Below are 19,866 nucleotides of genomic sequence, written 5' to 3'. Positions count from 1 at the left end.
GTGTTACAGTAGAAAGCTGCACTATGGACACGAGTCTGCCTTCATATAGCGGAAGGCCCCGGGAGTTGGCGCGCAGGCGCAGATGAACCCCGTGTGACCGCAGAGCATTTCTTCGCAAGACCAAGTCAATCGGCCCGACGGGGCCCACGGAGGTACTTCCTTGGCTGCTGCGCGCAACGCATCGTCCACCAATAACCCGAAGAATGGTCGCAATCACTCGCGACTCTCATTCGCCAAGATTTCCGACACGCTGTCGGTGCCGAACCTGCTGGCACTGCAGCTCGAGAGCTTCGACTGGCTCGTCGGCAACGACGCGTGGGCTGCACGCGTCAAAGAGGCACAGGCTCAGGGGCGCGACGACATCGCGCTGAAGAGCGGCCTCGAGGAGATCTTCGAGGAGATGTCCCCGATCGAGGACAACGCTGGCACCATGCAGCTCTCCTTCGAGAACCCGATCCTTGACGATCAGAAGTTCTCGATCGACGAGTGCAAGGAGCGCGGCAAGACCTACTCTGCCCCCCTCTACGTTGAGGCGGCGTTCTACAACACCGAGACCCAGGTGCTGAAGAGCCAGACGGTCTACATGGGCGACTTCCCGCTCATGACCGACAAGGGCACCTTCATCATCAACGGCACCGAGCGCGTCATCGTTTCGCAGCTCGTCCGTTCGCCCGGCGTCTACTTCGAGCGCCAGCAGGAGAAGACCTCGGACAAGGATGTCTTCTCGGCACGCGTCATCCCGAGCCGCGGTGCGTGGCTCGAGTTCGAGATCGACAAGCGCGACCAGGTCGGCGTTCGCATCGACCGCAAGCGTAAGCAGTCGGTCACCGTGTTCCTCAAGGCACTCGGCATGACCACCGGCGAGATTCTTGAAGAGTTCGCGGGCTACGAGTCGATCGCCCTCACCCTTGAGAAGGACGGCATCGTCGAGAAGGAAGGCGTCAGCCTTCAGGAGGAAGCCCTCAAGGATATCTACCGCAAGCAGCGCCCGGGCGAGCAGGTTGCGATCGAAGCCGCGCGCGCGCTCCTCGACAACAGCTACTTCAACCCGAAGCGCTACGACCTCGCGAAGGTCGGTCGCTACAAGATCAACCGCAAGCTCGGCCTCGAAGCTCCGATCACCGATTCGGTGCTCTCGCTCGAGGACATCGTTGCGACGATCAAGTACCTCGTTGGCCTCCACGCAGGCACCGAGACCCTGCCCGGCACCCGCGACGGCAAGGCATTCGACAACCGCCTGGACACCGACGACATCGACCACTTCGGTAACCGTCGTATCCGCGCCGTTGGCGAGCTGATCCAGAACCAGGTGCGCACCGGCCTGAGCCGTATGGAGCGCGTTGTCCGCGAGCGTATGACCACGCAGGACATCGAGGCGATCACCCCGAACACCCTGATCAACACGCGCCCCGTGCTCGCGGCGATCAAGGAGTTCTTCGGAACCTCGCAGCTCTCGCAGTTCATGGACCAGAACAACCCGCTCGCGGGCCTGACGAACAAGCGTCGTCTGTCGGCCCTCGGCCCGGGTGGTCTCTCGCGTGACCGCGCAGGCGTCGAGGTGCGAGACGTTCACCCGTCGCACTACGGCCGCATGTGCCCGATTGAGACCCCGGAAGGCCCGAACATTGGTCTGATCGGCGCGCTCGCAACCTTCGCGCGCATCAACGCGTTCGGCTTCATCGAGACCCCGTACCGTCGCATCGTCGATGGCACCGTCACCGACCAGGTCGACTACCTCACCGCTCACGAAGAGGACGAGTTCCTCATCGCTCAGGCAGGTGCTCCCGTTGACAAGGACGGCAAGTTCGCTGAGAAGCAGGTCCTCGCTCGCCCCCGTGGCTCCGAGGTGCAGCTCGTCGACGCCGACCAGGTCCAGTACATGGACGTCTCGGCGCGCCAGATGGTCTCCGTCGCGACCTCGCTGATCCCGTTCCTCGAGCACGACGATGCGAACCGCGCGCTCATGGGTGCGAACATGCAGCGTCAGGCTGTGCCGCTCGTTCGCTCCGAGTCGCCGCTCGTCGGCACCGGTATGGAGGGCTACGCAGCCATCGATGCTGGCGACGTGATCGTCGCAGAGCAGGCTGGCGTGATCCAGGACGTGTCGGCTGACGTCGTCACCGTGATGCTCGATGAGGGCGGCACGAAGAAGTACTACATGCGCAAGTTCGACCGCTCGAACCAGGGCACGAACTACAACCACCGCGTTATCGTCAAGGCTGGCGAGCGGATCGAGGCTGGCGAGGTCATCGCCGACGGCCCCGCAACCGAGAACGGTGAGCTCGCGCTCGGCAAGAACCTCCTCGTAGCGTTCATGCCGTGGGAGGGTCACAACTTCGAGGACGCGATCATCCTCAGCCAGAACCTCGTGAAGGACGACACGCTGTCGTCGATCCACATCGAGGAGTACGACGTCGACGCCCGCGACACCAAGCTTGGTAAGGAAGAGATCACTCGCGATCTCCCCAACGCGAGCATGGAGGCGCTGAAGGATCTCGACGAGCGCGGCATCATCCGGATCGGCGCAGAGGTCAACCCCGGCGACATCCTCGTCGGCAAGGTGACCCCGAAGGGCGAGACCGAGCTCTCGGCCGAGGAGCGCCTGCTCCGCGCCATCTTCAACGAGAAGAGCCGCGAGGTTCGCGACACCTCGCTGAAGGTTCCGCACGGCGTTGCAGGCACCGTCACCTCCGTGAAGGTGTTCGACGCTGAGAACGACAACGACGACGACCTCGGGTCGGGCGTCAATCAGCGTGTGGTCGTCTACATTGCGCAGAAGCGTAAGATCACCGAGGGCGACAAGCTTGCTGGCCGTCACGGCAACAAGGGCGTCATCTCGAAGATCCTCCCCGTCGAGGACATGCCGTTCCTCGAGGATGGCACGCCGGTCGACGTGATCCTGAACCCGCTCGGTATCCCGGGCCGAATGAACTTCGGTCAGGTCCTCGAGATCCACCTCGGCTGGATCGCGAAGCAGGGTTGGAAGGTCGACGGATCGCCTGAGTGGGCTGCGAAGCTCGCTGAGTCGGCGCTCCAGGCAGAGCCGAACACGAAGGTTGCGACCCCCGTGTTCGACGGTGCTTCGGAGCTCGAGATCGCGGGCCTCCTCGACTCGACGACCCCGAACCGCGACGGTGAGCGCCTCATCGACTCGAGCGGAAAGACCCGTCTGTTCGACGGCCGCTCGGGCGAGCCGTACCCGTACCCGATCTCGGTCGGTTACATGTACATCCTGAAGCTGCACCACCTCGTCGACGACAAGATCCACGCTCGTTCGACCGGCCCGTACTCGATGATCACCCAGCAGCCGCTCGGTGGTAAGGCGCAGTTCGGTGGCCAGCGCTTCGGTGAGATGGAAGTGTGGGCCCTCGAGGCCTACGGCGCCGCGTACGCTCTCCAGGAGCTGCTCACGGTCAAGTCCGATGACATCCTCGGCCGCGTGAAGGTCTACGAGGCCATCGTCCGCGGTGAGAACATCCCGGAGCCGGGCGTGCCCGAGTCGTTCCGCGTTCTCATGAAGGAGATGCAGTCGCTTTGCCTGAACGTCGAGGTGCTCGGAGCGGACGGCAACGCCGTCAGCCTGCGCGACAACGACGACGAGGCACACCGTACAGCGGAGGAGCTCGGTATTAACCTTTCGACCCGCTTCGAGGCAGCTTCGGCTGACGAGATCTAAATTGATCGGCGCCCCGCTGTGAGGCGGGGCGCGCAGCCGATCTGATTTTTTTAAAGTTTTCATACCAAGGAGAACAATTTGCTCGAGGGTACGAGTTTCAATGAGCTGCAGATTCGTCTGGCAACCGCCGACGACATCCGTGGCTGGTCTTTCGGTGAGGTCAAGAAGCCGGAGACCATTAACTACCGCACGCTGAAGCCTGAGAAGGATGGTCTGTTCGGCGAGCAGATCTTCGGCCCCAGCCGTGACTGGGAGTGCGCGTGTGGCAAGTACAAGCGCGTCCGTTACAAGGGCATCGTCTGTGAGCGCTGTGGCGTTGAGGTGACGAAGTCGTCGGTACGTCGTGAGCGCATGGGCCACATCGAGCTCGCCGCTCCCGTGACCCACATCTGGTACTTCAAGGGCGTGCCGTCACGCCTCGGCTACCTGCTCGACATGGCGCCGAAGGACCTCGAGAAGGTCATCTACTTCGCTGCGTACATGATCATCGACATCGATGAAGAGGGCCGCCACGAAGATATGGCAGAGCTTGAGGCTGAGCTGCGGCTCGAGCTGAAGGCGCTGTCGGACCAGCGTGACATTGCTGTCGCTCAGCGCCAGCAGCAGGCTGAGACCGATCTCGCTGCGCTCGAGGCGGAGGGCGCGAAGGCTGATCAGCGCCGCCGCGCCGAGGCCTCGGCTGAGAAGGACATGACGCTCATCCGTCGCGGCTTCGACGACGACATCGCTCGTCTCGAGCGCGTCTGGGACGACTTCCGCAACCTCAAGGTTGGCGACCTCAAGCCTGAGGACGCTGTCTTCGCGGACCTCATGGACCGCTACGGCGATTACTTCGAGGCCTACATGGGCGCCGAGGCGATCAAGAAGCGCCTTGAGGCTTTCGATCTTGAGGCAGAGGCTGAGACGCTGCACCTCCAGATCGCTGAGGGCAAGGGCCAGAAGAAGATCCGTGCGATCAAGCGCCTGAAGGTCGTCAGCGCCTTCCTGCAGACCGGTGCAAGCCCGGCCGCTATGGTGCTCGACGTCGTTCCCGTGATCCCGCCCGAGCTTCGCCCGATGGTGCAGCTCGACGGTGGCCGCTTCGCGACCTCGGATCTCAATGACCTCTACCGTCGTGTGATCAACCGCAACAACCGTCTGCGTCGCCTGCTCGATCTCGGCGCCCCCGAGATCATCGTGAACAACGAGAAGCGCATGCTCCAGGAAGCTGTCGACGCGCTGTTCGACAACGGCCGCCGCGGCCGCCCGGTGACGGGCACCGGCAACCGTGCACTGAAGTCGCTCTCCGACATGCTCAAGGGCAAGCAGGGCCGCTTCCGTCAGAACCTGCTGGGTAAGCGTGTTGACTACTCGGGCCGTTCGGTCATCGTTGTCGGCCCGCAGCTCAAGCTGCACCAGTGTGGTCTGCCGAAGCAGATGGCGCTCGAGCTGTTCAAGCCGTTCGTCATCAAGCGCCTGATGGACCTCTCGCACGCACAGAACGTGAAGGCTGCCAAGCGCATGGTCGAGCGTTCGCGCAGCGAGGTCTGGGACGTGCTCGAAGAGATCATCCGCGAGCGCCCCGTGATGCTGAACCGTGCACCTACCCTGCACCGCCTCGGCATCCAGGCGTTCGAGCCGCAGCTCGTTGAGGGCAAGGCGATCCAGCTGCACCCGCTCGTCTGTGCAGCGTTCAACGCTGACTTCGACGGCGACCAGATGGCAGTCCACCTGCCGCTGTCGGTCGAGGCTCAGGCCGAGGCGCGCGTGCTCATGCTCGCGTCGAACAACATCCTGAAGCCGTCGGATGGCCGTCCGGTGACCCTGCCGTCGCAGGATATGATCATCGGCCTGCACCACCTCACCACGGTGAAGCCCGGTGCTGTCGGCGAGGGCCGCGCGTTCGGTTCGATCGCAGAGGCGATCCTCGCTATGGACGAGCACACGCTCGACCTCGGCGCACTCGCCAAGATCCGCCTCACCGGATACACCGACGCTTCGGGTGTGACCTCGGAGAAGCCCGTGCTCGTCGAGACCACTCTCGGCCGCGCGATCTTCAACGAGGCGCTGCCCGCTGACTACGTGTACTTCGAGCAGGTTGCTGACAAGGGCACGCTGTCGACGCTGGTCAACGACCTCGCCGAGCGCTACCCGAAGGTGGAGGTCGCTGCGACCCTCGACCGCATCAAGGACGCCGGTTTCCACTGGGCGACCCGTTCGGGCGTGACCGTTGCGCTGTCTGACATCGTGACCCCGTCGAACAAGGCCGAGATCCTTGCCGCGCACGAGACCGAGGCAGCCGCAGTGCAGAAGCGCTTCGACCGCGGTCTCATCACCGAGCAGGAGCGTCACGCAGATCTCGTGAAGATCTGGACCCAGGCAACCGACGAGGTCGCCGAGGCCATGCGCGACGCGTTCCCCGCTGACAACACCATCTTCCGTATGGTGTCGTCGGGTGCTCGTGGTAACTGGCTGCAGATCCGTAACATCGCCGGTATGCGTGGCCTCGTGTCCGACCCGAAGGGCGAGATTATCCCGCGCCCGATCATTAACTCGTACCGCGAGGGCCTGTCGGTGGCGGAGTACTTCATCGCGACCCACGGTGCGCGTAAGGGTCTTGCTGATACCGCGCTGCGTACCGCTGACTCGGGTTACCTCACGCGTCGTCTGGTCGACGTTTCGCAGGATGTCATCATCCGCGAGGAAGACTGTGGCACGCGCCGCGGCCTCGACCTGCCGATCGCAGCAGAGGTTGACGGACAGATCGTTCGCGACGAGAACGTCGAGAACTCGGTCTACGCTCGTACCCTCGCTGCTGACGCGGTGAACGCTGCCGGTGACGTTGTCGCTGCTGCGGGCTCCGACGTGGGCGACGTCGCGATCGACCTGCTCGTCGGCGCTGGCGTGACCGAGATCAAGGTGCGCTCCGTGCTCACCTGTGAGTCTGCGGTTGGCGTGTGTGCGACGTGCTACGGCCGTTCGCTCGCGACCGGTCAGCGCGTTGACATCGGCGAGGCCGTCGGCATCATCGCTGCTCAGTCGATTGGTGAGCCGGGTACCCAGCTGACCATGCGTACCTTCCACACCGGTGGTTCGGCTTCGGCTGACGACATCACGCAGGGTCTTCCCCGCGTGCAGGAGCTCTTTGAGGCCCGTACCCCGAAGGGTGCGTCGCCGATCGCTGAGGCCGCAGGCCGCATCACGATTGAAGACACCGAGAAGAGCCGTCGCCTGATCCTCACGCCTGATGATGGCACCGAGGAGAAGCAGTACCCCGTGCTGAAGCGTTCGACGCTCATCGTTGAGGACGGCGATCACGTCGAGCTTGGCCAGCCCTTCATCCAGGGCACCCTGGACCCGAAGGACATCCTGCAGGTCGGCTCGACCGAGGGCGGCAAGCACATCCCGGGTGAGCGCGCAGTGCAGAAGTACCTCGTTGAGGGCGTGCAGGGCGTCTACCGCTCGCAGGGCGTGCCGATCCACGATAAGCACATCGAGGTCATCGTTCGCCAGATGCTCCGCAAGGTCACCGTGGTTGACCACGGCGAGACCGAGCTGCTCCCGGGCGAGCTCGTCGACCGGTCGCGCTACCAGCGCATCAACCGCGAGGCGCTCGTCGATGGCAAGCGTGCAGCGACCGCGCGTCCAGAGGTCATGGGTATCACCAAGGCATCGCTCGCGACCGAGTCGTGGCTCTCGGCGGCCTCCTTCCAGGAGACCACCCGCGTGCTCACGCAGGCTGCGATGGAGGGATCGAAGGATCCGCTCGTCGGCCTGAAGGAGAACGTCATCATCGGTAAGCTCATCCCGGCTGGTACGGGCCTGAGCACCTACACTGATGTCGACGTCTCGGCTACGGAAGAGGCTCGCGCCGAGCGTTACCCGAACCGCATGTACGCGGGCGAGGGCACGTTCGACGAGAACGACTTCTCGTTCGTCGACTTCGACACCTTCACCTCTGACGAGTTCAACCCCGGCAACTACAGCTAGCGGGTAGCCAGTTAGACGTAAAGCGGGCCTTCACCTTCGGGTGGGGGCCCGCTTTCGTGTGTATGGGCCGCTCTGCCTGCACCGCTTCTCACCTTCACGGCCCGGGGACGCACACACTGCCTGGGATACGCACATCCAATGCCCCTCCGCGCGGGCTTCGGCTTACGAAGTGCAGAAGCCATACGCAGGGACGGGTGGGGGAGCGCCGGTGCGGGTGGGGGAGCGGCAGTGCGGGTGGGGCAGCGGCCGCCCCGCCCTGGACCGCGGCTCGCTCAGACGTTCGGTCTGGGATCTGCACATCCAATGCCGGCCCGGGCGGACTTGGACAGAACCAGTGCGGATCCCAGACCCAGTGAAGTTGGGAGAGCAGGGCGCCTGGGGCTGGGCTGAAGCCGGGAGAACCAGCGCCACAGCCCCGGATTCACAGTTTCACCCCTGACTTCCGCGCGGGAACGCCCATTTCTCGCACAGAGCTTGTATCGTGGCGGCAGAAACCAAGGCACGCGAGAGGTAGAGCCATGAGCGATGAGCGCGAGACACCCGTCGACCCCGGTGCGCCGGTAGAAGAGCAGGCGGCCACCGAGACGGCGGTGCAGGACGCCGTCGAGCGTGCGACAAACGGGTCAGAAGACCTCGCCGCCGACATTGTCGTTGACGCGCAGGGCACGGTCGTGGACTCAGGCGCCCAGGCCGCCGTCGTCGCAGGCGCCGAAGCGCTCTCCGAGCAGGCCCACCGCGAGCAGGCGGCGAGCGTCGACACCCAGCTCGACCTGGAAACCCCGGGAGAGCGTGCCCCGCTCATCCCCGAGGTCGAAGAGCTCCCGTCAGCGGCAGCAGCCCCAGCAGTCGCGGCCGCGCCGGCGGTACCGACCGGCGTGCAGTTTGCCGAGCCAGCTCGTGACGGCGAAATCAGGATCAGCGCAGACCACCCGATGGCCGCGCTCTACATGCAGTCGCCGATGCCGCCTGATCTCAAGGGGAACCGCGCGGGCGGCGTGCTGATCGCGCTGCTCGGCACCCTCGCCTTCGCGGTGCTGTACGCCGGCATCATCTCGGCGATGATCGCACGTGACTTCCCGCCGTCGACGTTCCTCACCGAGGGGCTGCTTCCGTGGGTAACCTCGTGGGGCTTCATTGCGGGCGTCGTTGGGTTCTTCGTCGGCCTCTCGATTCTCGTGCTGATCTTCGGCCGCGCAGGGTGGTGGGCCTACGTTATTTTCAGCCTGTTCGTTGGCATCGTCGTGTGGGTCGCAACCTCCGCAACGTTCGCGCTGACAGGTACGCCTGACGGGCCGCTCGTTGGTGCCGGTGGGTTCATCGAGACCGCGCGTGTCCTCGCGTTCACCGTGCCGACGCTTGGCGCCGCGATCCTCGCCCGCGAGGTCGCGGTCTGGTTCGGGGCCTGGATCGGTTCGCGCGGCCGCCGCATGACCGCGAAGAACGCCGCGCTGCTCGAGGAGTACGAGGCGGCCCTCACAGAGGTGCGGGCGAAGCAGTAATGGTCGAGGGCGCGAAGCGTGGGGTGACCCGGGGGTACGTCCTCGGGTTGCTCGGCGCCGCCCTCGTTGTGACCGCGGCACTCGTCGTCGCCTCGTGGGGCCTGATTGGTATGGCGCTCGGCCGTGAGCCCGTTGAGAGCGACGGCGTTCCGCTGTGGTTCGGCGTGCTGAGCATCGGCCTCGGCCTCGCGCTCCTCGGGGTTCTGCTCTGGCAGCAGGCCCTGTCCCTCCTCCGCGGCCGCAAGAGCCCGGTCGCCGGAATCATGGTCGTCGCGGGGTTTGGCGCCTACCTGCTGTGGGGCCTGTGCGGCATCGCCGTCGGGCTGGGAACCGAGGAAACGTGGTTTAGTCCGTTCGCCCTCGTCCTGATCCCGATTTGGATCATCGCCGTCGCGCTCTTCTGGCTCGTACTCGCCAGGCGCATCTACACCGACCGCCCAACCCCGAAGTGGCCGTGGGAGCGCCGCGAGGAACAGGGGTGAACCTGGTGGGCGTGATCGACGAGCGGGTGGGCGGCGCGGTTGACGCGTGGCTCGCGTGGGTGCCAAAGTGGGAGCCCGCGGGCTACCGGGCGCGGAGCAGGATCTGCCGCCGGTGCACCGGTTCGCCCGTGTTGATCGCGTCGGGCATCCCTGAGGGGACGCCGCACCAGGTGACGCACGCGCTCGTCTCGCGGATCCAGCGAATCGTCGACAGGCTCGTTGACGAGTACACGGCGGAGCACCTGCCGATGCTGCACGCCGAGCTCGGGGGCGCTGACCTGTGGCGGGTGGGCGGCTACGACCCGGCGGCCGGGCTCGACCCTGAGTATGACGGCCTCGACCCAGACCCCGAGCCCACCGAGGCGAGTCAGCCTTTCCTGTTCACCATGGCGGGCCTCGCTGCCGAGGTGCAGCCTGAACCCCCTCTTCCGCGGCCCCCGCTGAGCGCGGAGGAGAAAGAGCAGCTGCGTCGCGAGATCAACCTTGCCGACCTCCGCGCAGCCGACGTCGGCAACGAGGTGTGCTTTTCGTTGATGGCGCACCGCCCCCGGATCGAGGCTGCGATCGACAGGTTCGTTGAGCCCCAGGTGCGAGCTGTGCTCGACGAGCTGTCGCGCCACCTTGAACCGCCCATGTAGCGTGGGTTTCGACCCTTGCGCAGCGGGCGCGCAGCGCGTAAAGTTGTTCCTTGGTGCACTCCACCTGCTTCGCGCGTGCGCGGATGTGGGCGGAGCGCGCCAAGGGTCACTCGCTCCCAGAGCTGAAACCCCCACGGCATAGCTGCACTCGGATTTTCGATTTCGGTCGGAGAAACAGCAGCTCAGCGCGTGCGCAAGCTCGTGCAAATGCTCGCCCATTTGAAGCATTCCTGTCACCGTGCAGGACCTACTAGGAGAATCAGTGCCTACTATTCAGCAGCTGGTTCGCAAGGGGCGGACGCCGAAGGTCACTAAGACCAAGGCTCCCGCACTGAAGGCGAACCCACAGCAGCGCGGTGTGTGCACCCGTGTGTACACCACCACCCCCAAGAAGCCGAACTCGGCGATGCGTAAGGTCGCTCGTGTGAAGCTTTCGAACGGTACCGAGGTTACGGCCTACATCCCCGGTGAGGGCCACAACCTGCAGGAGCACTCGATGGTGCTCGTGCGCGGTGGTCGTGTGAAGGACCTCCCCGGTGTTCGTTACAAGATCGTGCGCGGCGCACTCGACACGCAGGCGGTCAAGGACCGCAAGCAAGCTCGTAGCCGCTACGGTGCAAAGAAGGTGAAGTAATGCCCCGTAAAGGACCTGCTCCCAAGCGTCCCGTAGTCGCCGATCCGGTTTACGGTGCACCCATCGTCAGCCAGCTCGTCAACAAGATTCTTGTTGACGGCAAGAAGGGCCTCGCAGAGCGCATTGTGTACAACGCGCTCGAGGTCGTCGCTGAGAAGAGCGGCCAGGATGCCGTGGTCGTACTCAAGAAGGCGCTCGACAACGTGCGCCCCACCCTTGAGGTACGTTCGCGTCGTGTTGGCGGCTCGACCTACCAGGTGCCCGTAGAGGTTAAGCCGCACCGTGCGAACACCCTCGCACTGCGTTGGCTGACCAGCTACGCAAAGGCCCGTCGCGAGAACTCGATGACGGATCGCCTGACCAACGAGATCCTCGACGCTTCGAACGGCCTTGGCGCCGCTGTGAAGCGCCGCGAGGACACGCACAAGATGGCAGAGTCGAACCGCGCGTTCGCTCACTACCGCTGGTAGTCATCTGAGTGAGGGGCGGGTCGTTACCCGGTCCGCCCTTCATTTGCGGGTGCGCCCGCGACCCACACTTACATCCCCACCCTGGAGGAGAACCCCGTGGCACAAGACGTGCTCACCGACCTGAGCAAGGTCCGTAACATCGGCATCATGGCCCACATCGATGCCGGCAAGACCACCACCACCGAGCGCATCCTGTTTTACACGGGTGTGAACCACAAGCTGGGCGAGACCCACGACGGTGGCGCGACGACTGACTGGATGGAGCAGGAGAAGGAGCGCGGCATCACGATCACGTCGGCCGCCGTGACCTGCTTCTGGAACAAGAACCAGATCAACATCATCGACACCCCCGGCCACGTTGACTTCACCGTCGAGGTGGAGCGTTCGCTCCGCGTTCTCGACGGCGCTGTCGCAGTGTTCGACGGCAAGGAGGGCGTTGAGCCCCAGTCGGAGACCGTCTGGCGTCAGGCTGACAAGTACGGCGTTCCGCGCATCTGCTTCGTCAACAAGATGGACAAGATGGGCGCCGACTTCTACTTCACCGTAGACACCATCGTCAACCGCCTGGGCGCAAAGCCGCTCGTCATGCAGCTTCCGATCGGTGCCGAGTCTGACTTCATCGGCGTCGTCGACCTGCTCTCGATGAAGGCATTCGTCTGGGAGGGCGACTCGAAGGGTGACGTTACCCTCGGGGCGAACTACGAGACCCAGGAGATCCCCGCTGACCTCGTCGAGAAGGCGAAGGAATACCGCGAGAAGCTCGTCGAGACCGTCGCCGAGACCGACGACGCGCTCCTCGAGAAGTTCTTCGGTGGCGAAGAGATCAGCGTTGACGAGATCAAGGCTGGCATCCGCAAGCTCGTCGTCAACAACGAGATCTACCCGGTCTACTGCGGCTCGGCATTCAAGAACCGCGGCATCCAGCCGATGCTCGACGCGGTTGTTGACTTCCTCCCGAACCCGCTCGACGTTGGCGCTATCGAGGCGCACGACCCGCGCGACGAGTCGATCGTTATCGAGCGTCTCCCGCAGGCCGATCAGCCGTTCTCGGCTCTCGCCTTCAAGGTTGCAGTGCACCCGTTCTTCGGCCGCCTCACCTACGTCCGCGTCTACTCGGGCAAGGTCGAGTCGGGCGCCCAGGTCGTGAACTCGACCAAGGGCAAGAAGGAGCGCATCGGAAAGATCTTCCAGATGCACGCCAACAAGGAGAACCCGGTCGACGACCTTACCGCGGGCAACATCTACGCGGTCATCGGTCTCAAGGACACCACCACGGGCGACACCCTCTCGGATCCGAACAACCAGGTTGTTCTCGAGTCGATGACCTTCCCCGAGCCCGTTATCGAGGTTGCGATCGAGCCGAAGACCAAGGGCGACCAGGAGAAGCTCGGCACCGCGATCCAGAAGCTCGCTGAAGAGGATCCCACGTTCCGCGTGAGCCTCAACGCCGAGACCGGCCAGACCGTTATCGCGGGCATGGGCGAGCTCCACCTCGACATCCTTGTCGACCGCATGAAGCGCGAGTTCAAGGTCGAGGCGAACGTCGGCAAGCCGCAGGTTGCGTACCGCGAGACGATCCGCAAGACCGTCGCGAAGTACGACTACACCCACAAGAAGCAGACCGGTGGTTCCGGTCAGTTCGCAAAGGTGCAGATCTCGCTCGCGCCGCTCGAGGTCGAGTCGGACAAGATCTACGAGTTCGAGGACAAGGTCACCGGTGGCCGCGTTCCTCGCGAGTACATCCCGTCGGTCGACGCTGGTATCCAGGATGCAATGCAGTACGGCATCCTCGCTGGCTTCCCCGTTGTTGGCGTCAAGGCTCAGCTCCTCGATGGCCAGTACCACGATGTTGACTCGTCTGAGATGGCGTTCAAGATCGCCGGCTCGATGGCCTTCAAGGAGGCCGCACGCCAGGCTCAGCCTGTGCTGCTCGAGCCGATGATGGCCGTTGAGGTTCGTACTCCCGAGGAGTACATGGGCGACGTGATCGGCGACCTCAACTCCCGTCGTGGCCAGATCCAGTCGATGGAAGACGCGAGCGGCGTGAAGGTCGTTCGTGCGCTGGTTCCGCTTTCCGAGATGTTCGGGTACATTGGTGACCTCCGGTCGAAGACCAGCGGTCGTGCAGTGTTCTCGATGACCTTCGACTCCTATGCTGAGGTGCCGAAGGCTGTGGCCGATGAGATCGTTCAGAAGGCTAAGGGCGAGTAACATTGCCCCATCGATCGGGGGCGGGCTCGTCTCGCCCCCGATCACCCCGGCTCAGGTCGCGCAGACAGACCAGAGCTTGTAACATAAGTACACACCCTGTGTTCGTGCCCTCTCGAAACCGTCAAGAGGGAATCGACACAAGACTGTCCTGAGGAGGACCATAGTGGCGAAGGCCAAGTTCGAGCGGACCAAGCCGCACGTAAACATCGGAACGATCGGTCACGTTGACCACGGTAAGACCACCCTTACCGCAGCAATCTCGAAGACGCTCGCCGACAAGTACCCGTCGGACACGAACGTCCAGCGTGACTTCGCAACGATTGACTCCGCTCCCGAGGAGCGCCAGCGCGGCATTACCATCAACATCTCGCACGTTGAGTACGAGACCCCGAAGCGTCACTACGCTCACGTTGATGCACCCGGCCACGCCGACTACATCAAGAACATGATCACCGGTGCTGCTCAGATGGACGGCGCGATCCTCGTGGTTGCTGCTACTGACGGCATGATGGCCCAGACCAAGGAGCACATCCTCCTTGCGAAGCAGGTCGGCGTTCCTTACCTCCTCGTCGCGCTCAACAAGTGCGACCAGGTCGACGACGAGGAAATCCTCGAGCTCGTCGAGATGGAGGTCCGCGAGGAGCTCTCGAAGCAGGGTTACCCGGGAGACGACGTCCCCGTCGTCCGCGTTTCGGGCTACCAGGCACTCCAGGGCGAAGAGAAGTGGGTTAACTCCGTTCTCGAGCTCATGGAAGCAGTCGACGAGAACGTTCCCGACCCCGTACGTGACCGTGACAAGCCGTTCCTCATGCCTGTTGAGGACGTCTTCACGATCACCGGCCGTGGCACCGTTGTTACGGGTCGCGCCGAGCGTGGCACGCTGAAGATCAACTCGGAAATCGAGATCGTTGGTCTGCGCCCGACGCAGAAGACCACCGTGACCGGTATCGAGATGTTCCACAAGCAGCTCGACGAGGCATGGGCAGGCGAGAACTGTGGCCTCCTGCTTCGCGGCACCAAGCGCGAGGACGTTGAGCGCGGTCAGGTTATCGTCGAGCCCGGCTCGATCACCCCGCACACCAACTTCGAGGGCACTGCCTACATCCTCAAGAAGGAAGAGGGCGGCCGCCACAACCCGTTCGAGACGAACTACCGTCCGCAGTTCTACTTCCGTACGACTGACGTGACCGGTGTTATCACGCTGCCCGAGGACAAGCCGATGGTTATGCCCGGCGACACCACCGACATGACGGTCGAGCTCATCCAGCCGATCGCTATGGAAGAGGGCCTCGGCTTCGCTATCCGTGAGGGTGGCCGCACCGTTGGCGCCGGCACCGTGACCAAGGTTATTGCCTAAGTTACAGCCGACAGTCTCTGAACTGTAGAAGAACCCCGGAGGGAAACCTCCGGGGTTCTTTGCGTCTCCCGGGGCGTGCGGGGCAGGGAAGAAGCCAGACCGCGCTATCCTTGACTCTATTCATAACGTTCGGGTTACGCCGGGCAGTTGGGGGCACAAGCCCAGACAGACGAGGAGGGCGCGTGCGGAAGCCTGCGAGTGGTCGGTTTGCACACTTCGTTGAGACCTACGGTGGCCTGTACCTGCTGGACGTGATGGCTTGGGCCATCGGCATCATCATCGCGCTCGTGCTGCGATTCGATTTCGCCTTCACGCGCATCCACTGGGGGTGGACGCTCGCGGTCATCGGTGTCGCCGCCGCGCTGCAGCTGCTCTTCGGCTGGGTCTTCTGGGTGTACCGCAGCCGCTACCAAATCGGCAGCTTCGACGAGGTGCGCGCGGTCGTCTTCAACGTCACCGCGGTGACGGCAGTGACCTGGGTCTTCGCCTTTCTCGTCGGGTACGGCAACGGCATCCCCCGCAGCACGCTCGTGATCGCTGCGCCCATTACGTTCTCCGTGATGGGGGTCGCTCGCTACATGATCCGTATCCTCACGGAACGCAGCCTGAAGCCAGCGAAGGCCGAGCGAGTGCTGCTCTACGGAGCGGGCTACCTCGGCATTCAGACCGCGAAGCGCCTGCTGACGGACGCGAAGTCCGAATACCTCCCCGTCGGCTTCCTCGATGACGACCCGGCGAAAAGCAATCAGGAGGTGCGCGGCGTCAAGGTGCTCGGTGGGATTCAGGATCTCGGGCGTTTGGTGCGGTCCACGGGTGCGACCTCGCTGCTCGTGTGCATCGGCGACGCTGACGCGGGCATGCTGCGTCGCCTTGACACCGAGGCCGACAAGCTCGGCGTCAACGTGATGGTGCTGCCGCCGCTGAACCAGATTCTCGACAACTCCGCCTCCATCTCGAGCGTCCGTGAGCTCTCCATTGAGGACATCATTGGGCGCCACCCCGTGCGGCTGAGCACCGAGTCGATCGCCGAGTACCTACAGGGCAAGCGCGTGCTCGTCACCGGAGCGGGTGGATCGATTGGGTCTGAGCTCTGCAGGCAGCTCGTGAACTTCGCGCCGAAAGAGCTCATCATGCTCGACCGCGATGAGACGGCGCTGCAGGAGGTGCAGATTTCCATCGCGGGGCACGGCCTGCTCGACACGAATGATGTCGTGCTCGCCGACATCCGCGACTCCGACTCGCTCCGCGAGATCTTCGTCGAGCGCCAGCCCGAGGTGGTGTTCCACGCGGCGGCGCTGAAGCACCTCCCGATGCTTGAGCAGTACCCCGATGAGGCTTGGAAGACGAACGTCGTCGGCACCTTGAACGTGCTCAACGCGGCGCGTGCCGTAAACGTCGGCACGTTCGTGAACATCTCGACCGACAAAGCCGCGAACCCGACGAGCGTGCTCGGTCACTCGAAGCGCGTCGCCGAGAAACTCACGGGGTGGATGGCTGAGCAGACGGGCAACCGGTATCTCTCGGTGCGATTCGGCAATGTCATCGGCAGCAGGGGATCCATGCTCCCGACCTTCCGTAACCTCATCGAGAAGGGCGGGCCGATCACGGTGACGCACCCGGAGGCCACGCGCTTCTTCATGACGATCCCGGAGGCCTCGCAGCTCGTGATCCAGGCGGGCGGAATCGGCCGCCCGGGGGAGGTGCTGATCCTCGACATGGGGGAGCCGGTGCGCATTCTTGACGTCGCGAAGCGGATGATCGCGCAATCGGGCAAGGACATCGAGATCGTCTACACGGGGCTCCGCCACGGCGAGAAGCTACACGAGGTGCTGACGGGAGACGGTGAGGGCAACGAACGGCCCTTCCACCCGAAGATCTCACACGCCCACATCGGGGTCATCAGCCCCGACATTCTTGACCACGACGGCTGGGTCGCGAGGCTCAACCTCACCGACGCTGCAGAGGGGCGCGTGCAATGACCGCGTTCGCTGGTATGTTCGCGCTCGTGCTCTCGCTCGTACTGCCGTTCGCGGTGAAGCCTCTGCTCGTGAAGCTTGGCGTGATGGACGTGCCGAACGAACGCTCCTCGCACGAAAAGCCCGTGCTTCGTGGGCTCGGCCTCTCGGTGCTGATCGCGATCGTGGTCGTGGAGGCCGTGGCTGTCGTCGACGTCTTCGCGACGTACGGCGGGAGCTTCCCGTGGCAGATGCTGCTCGTCATTGCGCTGGGTACGCTCGCTTCGGGGCTCTTGGGCCTCGGCGAAGACCTCAGAGGCGTCAGCGTGCCAGTGCGGAGCGCGCTGCTGCTCGTCATCGCGGCGTCAACCACGGTCGCGCTGATCTGGATTGTGCGCGGCTCGTTCGGGACGGGGCCCTACTTCGGCTGGATTGTGTCGCCGGGGATGCCCGAAAGCATGCCGTGGGTGAGCCTGATACCGGCGTGGGTGCTCGTGCCGCTCGCGGTGTATGGCGTGCTGTTCATCTCGAGCTACATCAACGTCGCGAACTTCATGGACGGGCTCAACGGCATCAGCGGACTGCACGGCGTCATCGCGGGCCTCGCGTTTGCCGCGGCCGGCTACTTCTGGATGGGCGGGGGGTGGCTCACGATTGCAGGCCTCGTGCTTGCCGCAGGGTTCGCCGGCTTCCTGCCCTGGAACCTCACGAAGCCCGGAGCGTTTCTCGGAGACGTCGGGAGCTATCTACTCGGCGGCGCCGTCGCGGTCACAAGCTTCGCGGCGTTCGTCGCTGGCGTGCCGGTGCTCGCCGCTATCGGCCCGACGATCATCTACTTCGGCGACGTCGGCACGACGCTCGTGAAGCGCGTGCGCGCGGGCCACAAGTGGGACGAGCCGCACAAGGAGCACGCCTACCAGCGGCTCCAGCAGCTCGGCATGTCACACCTCGCGGCCTCGAGCATCAATGCGGCGTTCACACTCGCCGCGTCGCTCCTCGGGCTCGCGTCGATCTTCGTCGCCCCGATCTGGTGGCTCGTGCTGCTCGTGCTCGGCCTCGCGCTCGTTGTGCTCTACCAGCTCACCCCGAGGCTCCTCGCGAAGAAGTTCGCCGCGTAGCCCAGCTGGCTCATAGGATGTTCCCTGTGAGTGAGACCAACCGCACAGTTTCAGAGCGCCTCGACGCGCTGCCGTTTACCCGGGGGCACCTTCGCGTGCTCTCGGGGTCGGGGCTTGGCTGGGCGCTCGACGCCATGGATGTCGGGCTCATCTCGTTCATCATCGCCGCGCTCACCCAGCACTGGGGCCTCACGAAGGGTGAGGGCGGGCTCATCGCGTCGGTCGGCTTCCTGGGCATGGCCATCGGAGCGAGCCTCGGAGGCCTCCTGGCCGACCGTATTGGCCGCCGGCAGGTCTTTGCACTCACCCTGCTCATCTACGGCCTTGCGACGGGCGCGAGCGCGCTCGTCGGTGGTCTCGCGCTGCTCCTCATCTTCAGGTTCCTCGTCGGCCTCGGCCTCGGCGCTGAGCTGCCGGTCGCGTCGACGTATGTGTCCGAGTTCGCGCCAGCGCGAATCCGCGGCAGGATCATCGTCATCCTTGAGGCGTTCTGGGCGGTCGGCTGGACCGCGTCTGCGATCATTGGCTACTTCGTCGTCCCGGCATCTGAGAACGGCTGGCGCTGGGCTTTCGTCATCGGGGCGGTGCCGGCGGTCTACGCGCTCGTCGTGCGGCTCGGCCTGCCCGAGTCACCCCGCTGGCTCGCCTCGCGCGGGCGCACGGCCGAGGCCGAAAAGATCGTCGCGGAGTTCGAGGCGTCCGCGGGCATGGGCGCGGGGTCCGGGGCAGCACCGAGCTCGCCGACCCCCGAGGTGGCACCCCCGCCCGCTCCTGAGGCTCAAGCGGCCGCCGTGCACAACCGGCTGGCCGCGATCTGGGCGCCCGAGTACCGCACCCGCACCGCAGCGATCTGGGCGGTCTGGTTCTGTGTGAACTTCGCCTACTACGGCGCGTTCATCTGGATCCCCTCGATCCTGGTCGACGCGGGCTTCGGCCTCGTCCGCTCCTTCGGATTCACCCTGCTCATTACGCTCGCGCAGCTGCCCGGCTACGCGGTCGCCGCATGGCTCATTGAGAAGTGGGGCCGCAGGCTCACCCTGTCGGTGTTTCTCATCGGCTCCGCGGCGTCGGCACTCGCGTTCGGCACGGCTGAGACCGAGGGCGCAATCATCGCCGCGGGCATGGCCCTCTCGTTCTTTAACCTCGGGGCCTGGGGCGCGCTCTACGCGGTCACGCCCGAGATCTACCCGACGTCGCTGCGCGGCACGGGGGCCGGCTGGGCCGCGGGCTTCGGGCGCATCGCGTCGATCATCGCCCCGCTCCTCGTCCCCGTCATGCTCTCGGCTGGCGGAGCGGGCCTGACGTTCGCGGTGTTCGCCGTGTTCTTTGTCGTCGCGGCAGCCGCGGCGTGGGCGCTCGTCGAGTACCGCGGGAAGGCCCTCGAAGAGGATTAGCCGAGCTGTGCCCGGACCGCTTCGACGATAGCGGCGATCCGGCGATCCTTCGTCTCATCGCGCACCGCACCCGACACGGCGGCGGCGTGCTCTTTCCGCGCCGTGAACGAGAGCGCATCGAACGCCTCGCGCGCGCCAGGATGGCGCGCTAGTGCGCTCGCGAGCGCGTCGGGCACCTCCACCGTGCGCTCCGCACTATCGACCGTGATGCTCGCGGTGACCGTGTCGCCGACCTCGACGCCGAGGAGCGCGCGGTTCGCCTTGGAAATGCCGATGACGTAGTCGCCGCCCATGCTCGCGAGGCGCAGTCTCGCACGCCTGCCCGCGATCTCCACCACTACGGGCGCGCGCTTCCCGCCGCCGAGTTCGAGCATCTGCTCCTCGGAGAGCGTGATTGCCGTTGCCGGGCCGAAGGGTTCAAGAGTGGTTACGACGCATACAGCCATGGGGTCAAGTATGACCC

13 protein-coding genes are annotated in these 19,866 nt (G+C 64.6%); 12 read left to right on the top strand and 1 reads right to left on the bottom strand.

From position 1 onward, the window contains the following. The first annotated feature begins 160 nt into the window (after window positions 1–160). The 12 genes from rpoB (at window position 161) to FB468_RS07285 (ending at window position 19,403) form a co-directional block, all read left to right on the top strand. On the top strand, window positions 161–3,676 hold the full coding sequence (gene rpoB / locus FB468_RS07340) for a DNA-directed RNA polymerase subunit beta (protein WP_141886763.1): 3,516 nt from the start codon (window positions 161–163) through the stop codon (window positions 3,674–3,676). Between the two features lie 78 nt (window positions 3,677–3,754). Further along, window positions 3,755–7,645: a DNA-directed RNA polymerase subunit beta' gene (gene rpoC / locus FB468_RS07335; protein ID WP_141886762.1), complete on the top strand. Its 3,891-nt coding sequence runs from the start codon at window positions 3,755–3,757 to the stop codon at window positions 7,643–7,645. 518 nt (window positions 7,646–8,163) lie between these two features. Beyond that, window positions 8,164–9,144 (top strand): hypothetical protein, encoded by a 981-nt coding sequence (locus tag FB468_RS07330; protein ID WP_141886761.1) that lies wholly within the window; start codon window positions 8,164–8,166, stop codon window positions 9,142–9,144. Then, the gene (locus tag FB468_RS07325; protein WP_141886760.1) at window positions 9,144–9,626 is read left to right on the top strand and encodes a hypothetical protein; all 483 of its coding nucleotides are present in this window, start codon (window positions 9,144–9,146) and stop codon (window positions 9,624–9,626) included. Before FB468_RS07330 ends, FB468_RS07325 begins: the two co-directional genes overlap by 1 nt. Beyond that, the gene (locus FB468_RS07320) at window positions 9,623–10,264 is read left to right on the top strand and encodes a spermidine/putrescine ABC transporter substrate-binding protein (RefSeq protein ID WP_342777243.1); all 642 of its coding nucleotides are present in this window, start codon (window positions 9,623–9,625) and stop codon (window positions 10,262–10,264) included. The genes FB468_RS07325 and FB468_RS07320 overlap by 4 nt, the downstream gene beginning before the upstream one ends. 262 nt (window positions 10,265–10,526) lie before the next feature. Then, window positions 10,527–10,898, top strand: coding sequence for a 30S ribosomal protein S12 (rpsL, locus tag FB468_RS07315; RefSeq protein WP_119284773.1), 372 nt, complete (start codon window positions 10,527–10,529; stop codon window positions 10,896–10,898). After that, entirely contained in the window at window positions 10,898–11,368 is a 471-nt protein-coding gene (gene rpsG / locus FB468_RS07310) for a 30S ribosomal protein S7 (protein WP_042544729.1), read from the top strand. The genes rpsL and rpsG overlap by 1 nt, the downstream gene beginning before the upstream one ends. Window positions 11,369–11,464: 96 nt before the next feature. Further along, window positions 11,465–13,579 carry an elongation factor G gene (fusA, locus tag FB468_RS07305; RefSeq protein WP_141886759.1) on the top strand — a complete coding sequence of 705 codons (2,115 nt, stop codon included), beginning with the start codon at window positions 11,465–11,467 and terminating at the stop codon, window positions 13,577–13,579. 163 nt (window positions 13,580–13,742) lie between these two features. Further along, window positions 13,743–14,936, top strand: a complete 1,194-nt coding sequence (gene tuf, locus FB468_RS07300) for an elongation factor Tu (RefSeq protein WP_141886758.1) — start codon at window positions 13,743–13,745, stop codon at window positions 14,934–14,936. A 182-nt stretch (window positions 14,937–15,118) separates the two neighbouring features. Beyond that, entirely contained in the window at window positions 15,119–16,915 is a 1,797-nt protein-coding gene (locus FB468_RS07295; protein ID WP_246055795.1) for a polysaccharide biosynthesis protein, read from the top strand. Beyond that, window positions 16,912–18,009 (top strand): MraY family glycosyltransferase, encoded by a 1,098-nt coding sequence (locus FB468_RS07290; protein WP_141886757.1) that lies wholly within the window; start codon window positions 16,912–16,914, stop codon window positions 18,007–18,009. The genes FB468_RS07295 and FB468_RS07290 overlap by 4 nt, the downstream gene beginning before the upstream one ends. Window positions 18,010–18,026: 17 nt before the next feature. Continuing rightward, window positions 18,027–19,403, top strand: a complete 1,377-nt coding sequence (locus FB468_RS07285; RefSeq protein WP_141886756.1) for an MFS transporter — start codon at window positions 18,027–18,029, stop codon at window positions 19,401–19,403. On the opposite strand, the gene FB468_RS07280 is transcribed toward FB468_RS07285, so the two are convergent. Beyond that, window positions 19,400–19,849, bottom strand: coding sequence for a YdeI/OmpD-associated family protein (locus FB468_RS07280; RefSeq protein ID WP_141886755.1), 450 nt, complete (start codon window positions 19,847–19,849; stop codon window positions 19,400–19,402). The two genes, FB468_RS07285 and FB468_RS07280, sit on opposite strands and share 4 nt — an antisense overlap. Window positions 19,850–19,866 lie beyond the last annotated feature (17 nt).

The organism is Leucobacter komagatae, from assembly GCF_006716085.1.
Classification (GTDB): Bacteria; Actinomycetota; Actinomycetes; order Actinomycetales; family Microbacteriaceae; genus Leucobacter; species Leucobacter komagatae.
This window is presented reverse-complemented; position numbering and strand designations above follow the sequence as displayed.

Bases quoted from the DNA above. Each gene is read 5' to 3' on its own strand.
- FB468_RS07330 (WP_141886761.1), top strand. From the start codon at position 8,164: ATGAGCGATGAGCGCGAGACACCCGTCGACCCCGGTGCGCCGGTAGAA.
- FB468_RS07325 (WP_141886760.1), top strand. From the start codon at position 9,144: ATGGTCGAGGGCGCGAAGCGTGGGGTGACCCGGGGGTACGTCCTCGGG.
- rpsG (WP_042544729.1), top strand. From the start codon at position 10,898: ATGCCCCGTAAAGGACCTGCTCCCAAGCGTCCCGTAGTCGCCGATCCG.
- FB468_RS07290 (WP_141886757.1), top strand. From the start codon at position 16,912: ATGACCGCGTTCGCTGGTATGTTCGCGCTCGTGCTCTCGCTCGTACTG.
- FB468_RS07285 (WP_141886756.1), top strand. From the start codon at position 18,027: ATGTTCCCTGTGAGTGAGACCAACCGCACAGTTTCAGAGCGCCTCGAC.
- FB468_RS07280 (WP_141886755.1), bottom strand. From the start codon at position 19,849: ATGGCTGTATGCGTCGTAACCACTCTTGAACCCTTCGGCCCGGCAACG.